This window comes from Bacillus cereus group sp. BfR-BA-01355, assembly GCF_022663675.1.
Taxonomy (GTDB): Bacteria; Bacillota; Bacilli; order Bacillales; family Bacillaceae_G; genus Bacillus_A; species Bacillus_A thuringiensis_S.
This window is the reverse complement of the sequence record NZ_JAKUFY010000008.1, coordinates 25,411-38,100: the sequence shown is the minus strand read 5'-3', so window position 1 is coordinate 38,100 and position 12,690 is coordinate 25,411. Positions and strand designations below refer to the sequence as shown.

The following is a 12,690-nucleotide window of genomic DNA, read 5'->3' as shown; positions in this document are numbered from 1 at the left end:
GTATGGTGTTAGATTAGCCTTCAATAATTTCGTATTCTTCGTCTGCAAGTAATAAAATTTGTGTTTTCTTACCTTTGTTTTGAACTTCAATTACATCGTATGCACCTAAGTCTCTTACTTTGCTTTGAGAAGCGTTAACCATAACTTCCATAGAATCGATTAAGATATCTTCTTCAATGTATGATTCAGGCAATGCCATATCTTCAGTTTCTAATACACATGCATATAGATTTTGTAAGTTTTCAGCAGTTGGGTTTTGTTCCTCAACATCAATGATGTTTTTTACTGCTTCCATATTTTCTTCTTTTACTTGGTATACTTTAATTTTAGCCATTGTTTTAATCTCCTTTATAACGTAATCGTAGAGGCTACACTTCATTATAACGTTTTTTTCATGAAAGATGAAATTGTTATATGTATTTATAGTAAAAATTATGTGTTATTACTCATTATTGGTGTAATTCCCGTACTAATATTATGAATAGGTAACGATATTCCTACGTTAAAGTTATATTGTCCAAGCTTTTTTGTTTTCCTTTCATAATTACAGTCTTTTATATCAATACTTCCAAAAGGATATGAGTTAAAAAGAATAGATGAGCATATCGCAAATAGCCCTACATTACATAAAATCTCTGAAGATTTTATAAGTCAATTTCAGTCGGTAGAAGATTATATAAACCGTGGTATAGGTTATAGCATTTTATATAACGGAGAAGTTGTATGTGGTGCATCCTCGTATAGTATTTATAATGATGGAATTGAAATTGAAGTTGCGACTGATCACAATCATAGAAGAAAAGGTTTGGCAACTGTAGTTAGTGCAGCTCTTATATTGGATTGCTTAGAAAATGGAAAGTATCCAAACTGGGACGCAGCGAATACTACATCTGCTAACCTAGCAGAAAAGTTAGGATATGTTTTTGATAAAGCGTATGATACTTATTTTGTGGATAATAGATAATTACATACTAAAAAATAAATGCGCCCTAGTACGTAAGTCTAGGGCGCATTTATTAGTTGGTAAATATCTTCATAACAATCTTATCACATTTTATCTTTTGAATGTTTGGAATTAAAGATATTTATGTGACTTTTTGAAAAAATAAAAGAGCAGCTAGCAAAAGCTAACTGCTCCTCTCCAAGGGAGAATGGAGAAATACAATCATGTTACCTATAGTATTGACGGAACATTGAGTTTTAATCAGCCATTTATAAAAGGAGAGATAAAATATCTTTGATTAATCCTTAGGCTCCGATTAGGAGTACTGATAGAAAAACGATTGAGAATATACTTTTTATTATATTTACAATTTAAATAGTAGAACGTGTTTATCGTAGTTCTCCAAACACCAATTATATTTTTTTAGAATAATTGGATGGACTGCTTCTTTCGTAGTATCGACTTCAGTATAGCCATATTTCTTATAAAAGTTTTCTAATTCCTCAAAAGGAAGACAATATACATCTTGTATTTGTGATTTTTTTACAGTTTCTACTAAAAATGAAACAAGCTCACCAGCTAATTGTAGCCCTCTAAATTTAGGGAGAATAAAAATCCCGCCCATTTCTATAGTATCTGCATCTATTTGGACTAATCGTCCAACACCTGCATACTCGTTGTTATATGTAATAATTGCAACTTTATCTCTCTTTAAATCACTTCGTACAAATCCTATTGATTCATATTGACTATTAATCCATTTTAAATCGTTAGATGTAGCTAGTTGAATACTCATATACATCCTCCTTCCGAATACTAGCGCTCTCTTCATTATATAGAACATAAGATACTATATCAAAGGAACCTTGAGATAGCACATTTGTTTAAGTTATTAGTTAAAAGTGTGGGGTTGCTGGCATTGAAATGTAGGCTTCACCAAATATAGGATAATAATGTTGTGAATTTAGTGTTACATAGTCAAAATAAAAAATAGTTCATGTGTTCGATAACGCACGATTTTTTTAGTGTAGAGAAAATCATAGGGATATTTTAATTAGTAGCTACTGTATTCATTGAAGCTATTAAGGAAATGTGGTAATCGCCAGCCTTAGTGATACAAATCATATTAGGATTTAGTAAAAAAACTCTTCCTGAAAAAGAGGGAGATTAAAGATAAGAGCACTTCGAAAAGTGCCCTTCAGTAACGACTACTCATTCTAAAAATATTATATGAAGTTAAGTGTATTTAAGTATGGGTCTTTTATATAAATGTGAAATAAAAGATGGTTGTCTTCTTGTTAGAAGGCTATTTTTTGTTATTACAAAAAAGAATTAGAAGTAAAATATAAATTCAAGTTACTTGTCCAAACAAATTATTAAAAAATACATAAAATGCTAGTAGTTAGCCAATATTTTAATATTGCTAATTTTTTAGTTTAAAAGGGGGGATTTTATGTGTGATTGTGAAGTTTGTAGACGAAAGAAAAACCGGGATCCATTAAATCGGGATTCTGAACGAAAAAAAGTGGATTCTGAGCCAATAAAAAAGGATTGTGAACCAAAAAAACAGGTTTCTGAGCCAATAAATCAGGATTCCGAATCAGTAAATTCTTATTCATATAGTAAAAATGCAAATTTTTTAGAAGAAGCTATACAAACAGATGAAATCGATCAAGTTTCTGAGGAATATATTGAAATAGTAGATTCAGCAGATGTACAAGTTACTACTACAGATACAAAAGCTGCGCTATCCATCCAAGCTGCGTTACAAGCAGCTATTGTGGTTGTAGTAAGTATTTCTATAGCAGATAGTGAAAAGGCAGATAAAATAACACAAGAATTGTTTCAAAAATCATCTATTAAACAAATTAATAGACAAAAAACATTTATTAAAAATTCCAGAAACGTAACCGTAACAACTACTGATACAGATATTGCAGTGAATATTCAAATTCTCCTTCAAATTTTATTAGCGTTACTAGTTAAACTAAACATTTTATAAAGTGTCTATCCCATTTATATTTAGCTATAATGGTTCACTCAAAGTAAATATTTTTTTGTTGTAATATGTGGTACAAGCTTGGACTTCTTATTATGACTAAATTAAAATTCAAGATTGATGGGAAGGTAAGTGGGGATAACTATACAATAGCAAAGGTGAACTTATTATTTAACAGTAATTAAAACTTATATATGTTAAGTAACGGGAGGCTGTCTTCGCATTAGAAGACAGCCTTTTGATTTCATTAGTAAAAAGAAGGGAAAATAGAAGATTAAGTTACTTGTCCAAGCAATTGTTATTTAAATACATATAATGCTGGTAGTTATTTGAAATTTTTATAGAAAACTGATAGGAGTGAACATTGTAAATGGATGATTTAAATAAATTTTCTTCCTTTAAGTTTGATAAAGATCAAAAGAATATAATTATAGACCTTTTACTCTCAGATATTTTTAATAGGCATGGGATAAATGAAGAAAAACTAAAAAATTTATCGCCAGAAAAAAAGCAGCAAATTAAAAGTATTATTTCTGAAATACAATCACAGGTTAATAATTATTTAGATTGAAAGGGGGTGAACTTATGGAAAAAACATGTCATTCAGATGGAAATAAAAAGTGGAGTGCATTAGATTCTTCAAATCCTCATCCGTCTTTTAAAAATGCTAGCGTTTCAGAAGCAGCTGCGCAAGAAAGTAAAACTTATCAAATTTCTGAAGAATCTATTACAATAGTTGATTCAGCAGATGTAGAAGTTACTACTACTGATACAAAAGCTGCGTTATCTATTCAAGCAGCTTTACAAGCAGCTATTGTGGTTATAATAAGTATTTCTATAGCAGATAGTGAAAAAGCTGATCGTGTAGCACAAGAATTGTTTCAAAAATCATCTATTAAACAAATTAATAAACAAGAAACTGTTATTAGAAATTCTAGAAATGTTACAGTTACGACTACGGATACAGACATAGCAGTAAATGTTCAAATTCTTCTCCAAATTTTATTAGCTTTACTAGTAAAATTAAATATTTTATAAAATGTTTAACCTGTTTTTTTATATAGTGATTCTTACAGGTGAATATAGTACAGGCTATAAATATTAATCATTAACATCGCCAAAATAATAATGAGAACAATGTGATGGGAAATAAAGTTTGGTTGTTTTATGGAAATTTAAAAGCCATTTCCTTTATTGGATGTGGCTTTTAAATTTTAAACAGTATAAATTTGAAAAGATTATATTAAGATAAAGAATTAAAATATGATGATACAAAATACTTATAAAATTATTCGTGTTATTGAAAAATGATAAGAAAAAGGTGTTTAAAATAGAACCATTTTCATTAATAGTTCAAGTTTTGAAGAATAGTGCATACAATATAAAGTGTTTTCCTTTCTTCATTTAAGTTTTACGTATATAATTTAAAAGTACTATTTTTATTTTATTATTTTATATTTATAACAGAATAGAGGTTTAAAAATGGGTGTTAAAATCATTACGGATAGTGCGGCGGATTTACCAGTAGAATTGCTGCAAGCATATGATATTGATTTAATTCCACTCCGTGTATATGATGAAGTAGAAACAGAGTATTTAGATGGAGTAACATTAGAGTCAGTTACATTACTGCAAAAAATGAGAGAAGGCGCTGTTTATAAAACGTCATTGCCTTCACTTGAAACTTTCCAAGAAAAATTTGTTTCTTATGCAAAAGAAGGTAATCCTTGTATATATTTAGCTTTTTCATCTGAACTGTCTGGTACATATCAATCATCAGTTGTCATTAAAGAGGAAGTAAAAGAAACATATGCAGATTTAGATTTAGAAATTATTGATACGAAATGTGCTTCGCTTGGTCAAGGGCTTGTCGTATTAGAAGCTGCTAAAATGGCAAAAAACGGCGCATCAAAAGAAGACATATTAAACCGTGTCGCTTTTCTAATGAACCATATGGAACATATCTTCACTGTAGCTGACTTACAGTACCTTGTTAGAGGCGGGCGCTTAAGTAAAGTAGCAGGATTTATCGGTGGTTTATTAAACATTAAGCCGATTTTGAACGTGGAAGAAGGAAAACTTGTCCCACTTGAAAAGGTACGAGGGAAAAAGAAAGTATTAAGCCGTATTGTTGATATTATGGAAGAGCGTGGTAAAGACCTTAAAGGTCAAACAATCGGTATGACTCACGGTGACGATTTAGAAACAGCTGAAGCATTAAAAGCATTAATTACGGAAAGATTTGGCTGTGAAGTATTTATCGTAAATACAATTGGTGCAGCAATCGGTGCACATACAGGTCCTGGCGTTATAACGTTATTTTTCTTAAATGAAGTAGAGTAAAGGATTGATCTTTTGATCAATCCTTTTTTATTTTTTAATCTGTGATAATCGGTCGATATGGTATGGATGAAGATGAAACCTTTGAAGTTAGCCTATATCAAATGCAATCCTGTAGAGGGATTATTTTTTATATGTGAAATGATACTTTATGGTAGAAGAAAAGATATAAATAAGAATGCATTTATAGGAATCTGAATATTTAAGGATATCGAAATTTTTTTATTTCATATATAATTGTGTAGGAAGAAATATCTGTAACTATTTGTAAAAATAGGAGGCGGCTATAAAAATGCAAGAAATTGCTAGATGGGATTTAAATCGATTGTATTTGAATGAGGATATTCTATTTCCGATTTTAGAGTTGAAAGAGCAATATTTTGTAACAAAAGATGTAGAGGTTCTTTCAAAGCTTATACAAGCTATTGAAAAAGCAGAATACTATTTGTATTGTCAATGGGTTGAAGAAAGTGTTTCATCTGACCTTACTAAATTGAATGTGAAAGTGAAGGAACTAAAAAGTGAAGTACAGCAAATAATAAAACATAGTGAAGTAGAAACTTCCGATAATATTAATATTAAGTTTATAAAAAATGAACTTAGTGCGTGGGAAGATATGTACATACAATTACGGGATAGGATAGAAATAGAGCACAATAATAAACAATTATCCTTTGGACAAGCAAATAATATTGCAATGAATAGTGAAAATGAAAAGGAAAGATTAGAAGTATTCGAGTTACTTACAAGTACTTTACATAAGGAAAAAGAAATCTTTGCTACTGTATTAAATCAAATAGGGAGATTGCGTAATGCAAAGAGTAATGAAATAGAAGATAGAGAGATTTTAACACAATCTTTTCATGCGAATGGCATTTCAGAAGCTGTATTATTCCAAATGTGGAATGCGACAGAAGAAAACCTTGATAAATTAGTAAGTGCTTTAAACGTGTATAAGAAGGGAAAAGAGTCAATTACATGGCATGAACTTATGACAGTAAAGGAAAGTAATGAGGTTATAATTCCTTTTTCAGTAGCAGTACAAAACGTTTATGATGCATGTAAGAATATTGATGAAGAATTAGCAGAATTTGCACGTAATGCGATAGAAAGTGGATGGGTAGATGCTGAACCGAGAGAGAATAAACCACCAGGTGGGTTTTGTGCTCCATTTTTCAGTGAGAAAGAATCACGAATTTCAATGCGCTATGATGGGAGTATAGATAGTGTAAGAGTGCTCGCTCATGAATTAGGACACGCTTGGCATTTTTATAATATGAGTTTCGAACAATCTATATCTTTTTTAGATGATAATTTGCCAATGAGTACGGCTGAATCAGCATCTATTTTCTTTGAAACGGTACTCTTAAATTATCTAATTGAAACAACGGATAGTAAAGATATGAAAAAGTCATTACTTAGCTGGAAAATAAGAAATAGTTTTAATTATGTAATGGCAATACGAGCATCGTATCAGTTTGAAAAAACATTTTATGAAAAATGTAAAGAGGGTCCTTTAAGTGCTGATGAAATTGAGAAATTATCTATAATGGCACAGAAAGAAGCTTATGGAAATGCTTTAAGTGAATACCAACCGTTTGTATGGATGAAATATATTCAATTTTATATAGCAGATGTTCCTTTTTACAATTATCCATACACATTTGGATATTTAGTAAGTTTTAGTTTATTAGAAATCGCTCAAGAAAGTAAAGGTACTTTTCATTCGAAATATAAAGAGTTTTTACGAGAAACAGGAAAGGTTCCAGTAGAGGAGCTTATGAAAAAATATTTTGAAATAGATATAAGAAATTATGAATTTTGGAATAAGGCTTTTATTCAAATTTCTAAAGATATTGATGAATATTTGCAGCTTATGTAAGGGGAGAGTATAGTGGATCAGCAGTTTATAAAAGGTATACCTTTTTCAACTTTAGAATATGCAAAAGCTATAAGTTTATTAAAAGGTTGGCTACATGAACAACAAGAGAAACCAAGGTTTGTAGTAACTGCAAATCCTGAAATTGTTATGTCTGCAAAGGAAAATACGGAAAAATCAAAGCAGTTTAAAAAGATGTTACTATCTGCGGATTTAATAACAGCGGATGGGATTGGTGTCATAATTGGCTCGAAAATATTAAAAGGAACTTTGAAAGAACGTGTTACTGGAGCGGATTTAACTCACGATTTAATAAAATATTGTAACGACAATGAATATCGTGTCTTTCTTTTTGGAGCCGCTCCAGAAAGTAATAAAAAGGCATTAGAAAAATTAAATGAGCAGTTCCCAGGAGCGCAGTTTAAAGGACAGCATGGATTTGTAAATGGTGAAGAAATAGAAGAAATAAAAATGAAAATTAAGCAATTCAAGCCGCATTTACTACTAGTAGGACTAGGTTCACCAAAACAAGAAGAGTTCATCTATGAAAACATACAAACATTAAACGTTCCGCTATCTATTGGTATCGGAGGCATGATTGATATAATATCTGGTACTGTAAAAAGAGCACCGAAAATGATGAGGGATACCGGAACTGAATGGCTGTATAGGTTACTCTCACAGCCGAAAAGGTTAAAGAGACAACTTGTACTTCCGAAATTTTTATTGTCGGTTATGTCTGAGAGGATTAAAGGGATTAATTAATAAAGGAGACTACATACATGAACAGAATCGGCATTATTGGAGCAATGCAAATTGAAATAGATTTACTTTTAGAAAAACTAGTTATACAAGAGGAACAGACAATAGCGGGAATGCCTTTTTATATTGGAGAATTCATGGGAATAGAAGTAATTATTACACGTTCTGGTGTAGGGAAAGTAAATGCAGCTGCATGCGCGCAAACATTAATTCATAAATTTGATGTAGACTCTATCATTAATACAGGCGTTGCTGGTGGGTTACATCCAGATGTAAAAGTTGGCGATTTAGTTATTTCAACTAACGTAACCCATCATGATGTAAGTAAAAATCAAATGAAAAACTTATTTCCGTTCAAGGAAGAATTTATCGCAAGTAAGGAATTGGTAGAGTTAGCACGTAAAGCATGTAATAGTAGTAGTTTACGTACTAGGGTTCATGAAGGAAGAATCGTCAGCGGTGAATGTTTTGTTGAAGATTCAAAGTTAAAGGCGAAATTAATAGACGAATACGCACCTCATTGTACAGAAATGGAAGGAGCAGCAATTGGACATGTCGCCTACATAAATGATATACCGTTTCTTGTTATAAGATGTATTTCTGACAGTGCAGATGATGAAGCTCAAGTTTCTTATGATGATTTCGCGAAAACTGCCGCAAATTATTGTTCAGAAATTATCGTTGAGATGCTGAAAAATATATCGAGTAATACTTATAGTTCAAAAGGGGAGAATGACATGTTACAAGCGTTAATTTTTGATATGGACGGAACGTTATTTCAAACAGATAAAATTTTAGAATTATCGTTAGATGATACTTTCAATCACTTAAGATCACTACAACTATGGGATACAGTAACACCAATTAATAAATATAGAGAAATTATGGGTGTGCCGTTACCGCAAGTTTGGGAAGCTTTATTACCGGACCATTCTATTGAAGTAAGAGAACAAACAGATACATATTTTTTAGATAGACTAATTGAAAACATAAAAAGCGGAAAAGGCGCTTTATATTCAAATGTAAAAGAAATATTTATATATATAAAAGAAAATAATTGTTCAATTTACATTGCTAGTAATGGTTTAACTGAATATTTACGAGCAATCGTAACTTATTATGCTTTAGACAAGTGGGTGACTGAAACGTTTAGTATTGAACAAATACAATCGCTAAATAAAGGTGACTTAGTTAAAAGTATTATGAACAAATATGATATAAAAGAGGCAGCGGTAGTTGGTGACCGGCTATCTGATATAAATGCAGCGAAAGACAACGGTTTACTTGCGATTGGATGTAATTTTGATTTTGCGCAAGAAGATGAACTTGCTCAGGCTGATATAGTAATAGATGATTTAATGGAGTTGAAGGGGATATTATCTGAAGTGAAGAATACGCACGCTATGAATTACATAAAGTAACAACCATAAAAATGCTCAGAATAAATGATTCTCGAGCATTTTTATGTGTTTTCATACTTAGGGGGAATGGACTTGAAAGATATACATATTCAAAAAATAGAAAATTTAATGGAGTATGAATTCAGTCATCTCGTTCAAGACAGTGAAGAAGAAGGTTTTAATTTCCTTATAAGACTAATAAATGAATATAAAAACAAAATAAATGTATTCAATAAAACTGGAGAATGTTTATATGGTGTTTTCCAAGGTGATATGTTAATTGGAGTTGGAGGTTTAAATGAGGATCCGTACACAAAAGACAATAAGATTGTGCGGTTAAGGAGATTTTATATTTCAAGGGATTATCGGCGTATAGGGTTAGGGAACTTATTATTAAACCAACTATTATGTCATGCGGAAAAGTATTTTGAAGTGATTGTTTTACATGCTGACACGAAGCAAGGGGATGTGTTTTATACTGCAAATGGATTTGTAAAAGGGGGATTATATAAGGGATCGAGTCACTACAAACTATTATAGAGATTGCTATCCAAAGAATAGCTACGGACAGGGTTTTTGTTGGTAAATCGATATATCTTAAAAATCGCTGATATATATGAAGTTGCGACCCTTATATAAAAAAACAACTTTTATAATTTCATTTACTAAATTGTTATTATAAAAAAGAGCACCTTAGCTTTTAAAATTTAGCTTATAAGGTGACTCCTTTTCAGTCAATTACGTTTTAACGTTCATTTGTTTCAATAATAATCCTGGTTTACCTTTTACATAATAAAAATGCGGATTATTTTCATCATCATAAAGCATAATATAAGGCTTTTCATTTAGTGGGAGCAGTATAAGTACTTCGTCTATTGTAGTGTGTAACCATTGATTAGTAATAGAAACCGGCTTAGATAATGGGATTTTTATCATATAGCCATCTTTTGGAACGACATTTAAGTTTTTAAATGGACCGGTTATTGCTTTAGCGTATTGAACTGCTTCTTTTTGGATTACTGGATCTAAAGATTGTTTTTGAATGACCATTTCTTTTTGACAATCAAATACTTCAATTTGTTGATTGGTTTTTGCGAACGCATTTGTTGATAATAGAAATAAAAGAAGAGAAATGACCCCGATTTTTTTTATCATAATACAACACCTCACCATTACTATCCCCTCAAAAGCTTTAAATATTTTTCTGTCACATTCATGTAACAAAGATGTTGTATGATACAATTGGTTTTTGTTTAAAAGCAATGGAGGAAAAAATATGAAAGTTTTAATTGCAGATGACGAACAAGATATGTTAAGAATTTTAAAAGCTTATTTTGAAAAAGAAGGCTTCGAAGTTTTATTAGCGAAAGACGGAGAGGAAGCACTTCAAATGTTTTATGATGAAAAAATTGATTTAGCAATTTTGGATTGGATGATGCCGAAACATAGTGGTATTACTGTCTGTCAGGAAATAAAAAAGAATTCAAGCGTGAAAGTGTTAATGCTTACGGCGAAAAGTGAAAGCGAAGATGAATTAGCAGCGCTTCAAAGTGGGGCAGATGAGTACGTAAAAAAACCATTTCATCCAGGAGTACTAATTACACGAGCGAAAAAGCTTATTCAGCATGATGATATTATTCAAGTACAAGATGTAAAGATAAATTTCGCCAAAAATAAAGTATATAAAAATGATATAGAGTTAGAAATTACAAAAACAGAGCTCGAATTAATAAAATGCTTTTTAAATCATAAAGGAACGATTTTAACTCGTAAAAAATTGCTAGATATTGTATGGGGATTTGACTATTTTGGAGAAGAGAGAACTGTTGATACACATGTAAGAAGGCTGCGTAAAAAAATTGGAGAAAATATTATTAAGACGCATCGCGGGCTGGGCTACAGTTTGGAGGAACAAAGTGAATAAACTTGGAAAAAAGTTATTTTTCAGTATTTCTGCAACTGTTATTCTCATCTTTATGATTTCGTTATTATTCATTAACAATCTCTTACCGAACTATAATATTTATAAAACACGTGAAAACTTAAATAAATTTACAACACAAATACAAAATACAACAGTGGAAAATATAGAGGATGTTATTCATACAATTGAAAGTGAAAACAACGTTACAATTGCGTATACGCCAATTAATCAGTCAGAAGATGCTATGAACGAAGCATTACGCATGCAACTTACGAAAAAGAAAGTGACGTTAAATAAGCTTTGGATTACGAAAGACGAAGTCATGAAAGTGAAGACGGAAGGGCAATCGAATAAACTGTACGATCAAGGAAAGGTAAAAGCGAGTTTTTTTGCTAAATATATTGCGAAAGATGATACGATAATTTTAATTGGGACTTCTATTGCGAATTCAAATGAAATTATAAGTACGTTAAATACATTTTACTTATACATCGTATGTTTCTCGCTGCTTCTTATTATTTTACTTGTGTGGATACTTTCAAAAATAATAACGACGCCACTGAAAGAGCTAAGTGATGTAGCTCAGGATATTTCACATTTGCAGTTTAAAAGAACGAAAGTGAAAACGAATGATGAAATAGGAGAGTTGGCCAATAGTATTAATATCATGAGCGAAAAACTACATGAAGCACATCAAGATTTAACTGATCGTAATGAACATTTAAAACGATTTATGGGTGATGTGACGCATGAATTAAAGACACCGATCGCATTAGTAAAAGCATACTCTATGGGGATTAAAGATGGACTAGATGATGGGACTTACGTAGATACAATTATTAAACAAACAGATCAAATATCAAACTTAATTGAAGAACTATTACGATTTTCTAAACTAGAAAGAGATATTTTACAAAAAGAAGAATTCCCTATTGAACCACTGGTCCAGAGTATATTAGATAAGCATCAGATTGAACTGGATTCGAAAGAAATTAACTTGCAAGTAAACTGTAATACGAGCGATACAATCGTTTATGCAGATTTAAATAAAATGAGAATGGTATTTCAAAATTTAATTTCTAATGCAATAAAATATTCAGCAAATCAAAACATAATAATTACTTTAGAAGATAGAAATAAAAGTATATATTTTCAAATAAAAAATGGCATTCATACGGAAAAAATTAAAGATATCGATAAAATTTGGGAGCCTTTTTACGTACTAGAATTTTCTCGTAGTAAAGAAAAATCAGGTACAGGATTAGGACTAGCGATAGTGAAAAGTATTTTAGAAAGACATGGTTTTGAATATGGAGTTTCCTCTATAGATGGAGAAATTCAATTTTATATAAATGTGAAAAAGGATTAATGAAAATATTAGTCCTTTTTGCAGCTTTAGAGGTTAGCGATACAGGATGAATCACCATAATTTTCAAAATTGAT

General features: G+C 30.9%; 13 protein-coding genes and 1 pseudogene. 11 read left to right on the top strand and 3 right to left on the bottom strand.

Annotation, left to right across the window (positions count from 1 at the left end; all coding sequences use genetic code 11):
* Window positions 1-13: 13 nt before the first annotated feature.
* Window positions 14-334 (bottom strand): hypothetical protein, encoded by a 321-nt coding sequence (locus MR167_RS04445; RefSeq protein ID WP_001062742.1) that lies wholly within the window; start codon window positions 332-334, stop codon window positions 14-16.
* Window positions 335-544: 210 nt separating this feature from the next.
* Here MR167_RS04445 and MR167_RS04440 point away from each other — a divergent pair.
* Window positions 545-964: pseudogene (locus MR167_RS04440) on the top strand (GNAT family N-acetyltransferase); the annotation flags it as partial.
* A 343-nt stretch (window positions 965-1,307) separates the two neighbouring features.
* Here MR167_RS04440 and MR167_RS04435 read toward each other — a convergent pair.
* Complete coding sequence (locus tag MR167_RS04435) at window positions 1,308-1,739, bottom strand: GNAT family N-acetyltransferase (protein ID WP_000027167.1); 432 nt, start codon at window positions 1,737-1,739, stop codon at window positions 1,308-1,310.
* A 657-nt stretch (window positions 1,740-2,396) separates the two neighbouring features.
* Between MR167_RS04435 and MR167_RS04430 the strand changes: the two genes are divergently transcribed.
* The 8 genes from MR167_RS04430 (at window position 2,397) to MR167_RS04395 (ending at window position 9,863) form a co-directional block, all read left to right on the top strand.
* Window positions 2,397-2,945, top strand: coding sequence for a spore coat protein (locus MR167_RS04430; RefSeq protein ID WP_000332789.1), 549 nt, complete (start codon window positions 2,397-2,399; stop codon window positions 2,943-2,945).
* A 367-nt stretch (window positions 2,946-3,312) separates the two neighbouring features.
* Complete coding sequence (locus MR167_RS04425; RefSeq protein WP_000342252.1) at window positions 3,313-3,513, top strand: spore coat protein; 201 nt, start codon at window positions 3,313-3,315, stop codon at window positions 3,511-3,513.
* Window positions 3,514-3,527: 14 nt separating this feature from the next.
* Window positions 3,528-3,980 carry a spore coat protein gene (locus tag MR167_RS04420; protein WP_000415813.1) on the top strand — a complete coding sequence of 151 codons (453 nt, stop codon included), beginning with the start codon at window positions 3,528-3,530 and terminating at the stop codon, window positions 3,978-3,980.
* Window positions 3,981-4,424: 444 nt separating this feature from the next.
* Window positions 4,425-5,285, top strand: a complete 861-nt coding sequence (locus tag MR167_RS04415) for a DegV family protein (RefSeq protein ID WP_000538299.1) — start codon at window positions 4,425-4,427, stop codon at window positions 5,283-5,285.
* 289 nt (window positions 5,286-5,574) lie between these two features.
* Window positions 5,575-7,164: a M3 family metallopeptidase gene (locus MR167_RS04410; protein WP_063675457.1), complete on the top strand. Its 1,590-nt coding sequence runs from the start codon at window positions 5,575-5,577 to the stop codon at window positions 7,162-7,164.
* Window positions 7,165-7,176: 12 nt separating this feature from the next.
* On the top strand, window positions 7,177-7,926 hold the full coding sequence (locus MR167_RS04405; protein WP_000372659.1) for a WecB/TagA/CpsF family glycosyltransferase: 750 nt from the start codon (window positions 7,177-7,179) through the stop codon (window positions 7,924-7,926).
* Between the two features lie 17 nt (window positions 7,927-7,943).
* Window positions 7,944-9,344, top strand: coding sequence for a 5'-methylthioadenosine/adenosylhomocysteine nucleosidase (locus MR167_RS04400; RefSeq protein ID WP_242314045.1), 1,401 nt, complete (start codon window positions 7,944-7,946; stop codon window positions 9,342-9,344).
* A gap of 24 nt (window positions 9,345-9,368) precedes the next feature.
* Window positions 9,369-9,863 carry a GNAT family N-acetyltransferase gene (locus MR167_RS04395; RefSeq protein WP_057187471.1) on the top strand — a complete coding sequence of 165 codons (495 nt, stop codon included), beginning with the start codon at window positions 9,369-9,371 and terminating at the stop codon, window positions 9,861-9,863.
* A gap of 198 nt (window positions 9,864-10,061) precedes the next feature.
* Here the strand turns inward: MR167_RS04395 and MR167_RS04390 are convergent, their stop codons facing one another.
* Window positions 10,062-10,478 carry a hypothetical protein gene (locus tag MR167_RS04390; protein ID WP_000591758.1) on the bottom strand — a complete coding sequence of 139 codons (417 nt, stop codon included), beginning with the start codon at window positions 10,476-10,478 and terminating at the stop codon, window positions 10,062-10,064.
* 121 nt (window positions 10,479-10,599) lie between these two features.
* Here MR167_RS04390 and MR167_RS04385 point away from each other — a divergent pair, with 121 nt between their 5' ends.
* Window positions 10,600-11,247, top strand: a complete 648-nt coding sequence (locus tag MR167_RS04385; protein ID WP_000865984.1) for a response regulator transcription factor — start codon at window positions 10,600-10,602, stop codon at window positions 11,245-11,247.
* Window positions 11,240-12,616, top strand: a complete 1,377-nt coding sequence (locus MR167_RS04380; RefSeq protein ID WP_001037226.1) for a sensor histidine kinase — start codon at window positions 11,240-11,242, stop codon at window positions 12,614-12,616. Before MR167_RS04385 ends, MR167_RS04380 begins: the two co-directional genes overlap by 8 nt.
* Window positions 12,617-12,690: the final 74 nt, after the last annotated feature.

Excerpts from the sequence above, each read along its gene's own strand:
- MR167_RS04445 (WP_001062742.1), bottom strand. The coding sequence starts at position 334 with ATGGCTAAAATTAAAGTATACCAAGTAAAAGAAGAAAATATGGAAGCA.
- MR167_RS04435 (WP_000027167.1), bottom strand. The coding sequence starts at position 1,739 with ATGAGTATTCAACTAGCTACATCTAACGATTTAAAATGGATTAATAGT.
- MR167_RS04430 (WP_000332789.1), top strand. The coding sequence starts at position 2,397 with ATGTGTGATTGTGAAGTTTGTAGACGAAAGAAAAACCGGGATCCATTA.
- MR167_RS04425 (WP_000342252.1), top strand. The coding sequence starts at position 3,313 with ATGGATGATTTAAATAAATTTTCTTCCTTTAAGTTTGATAAAGATCAA.
- MR167_RS04420 (WP_000415813.1), top strand. The coding sequence starts at position 3,528 with ATGGAAAAAACATGTCATTCAGATGGAAATAAAAAGTGGAGTGCATTA.
- MR167_RS04415 (WP_000538299.1), top strand. The coding sequence starts at position 4,425 with ATGGGTGTTAAAATCATTACGGATAGTGCGGCGGATTTACCAGTAGAA.
- MR167_RS04410 (WP_063675457.1), top strand. The coding sequence starts at position 5,575 with ATGCAAGAAATTGCTAGATGGGATTTAAATCGATTGTATTTGAATGAG.
- MR167_RS04400 (WP_242314045.1), top strand. The coding sequence starts at position 7,944 with ATGAACAGAATCGGCATTATTGGAGCAATGCAAATTGAAATAGATTTA.
- MR167_RS04395 (WP_057187471.1), top strand. The coding sequence starts at position 9,369 with ATGATTCTCGAGCATTTTTATGTGTTTTCATACTTAGGGGGAATGGAC.
- MR167_RS04390 (WP_000591758.1), bottom strand. The coding sequence starts at position 10,478 with ATGATAAAAAAAATCGGGGTCATTTCTCTTCTTTTATTTCTATTATCA.
- MR167_RS04385 (WP_000865984.1), top strand. The coding sequence starts at position 10,600 with ATGAAAGTTTTAATTGCAGATGACGAACAAGATATGTTAAGAATTTTA.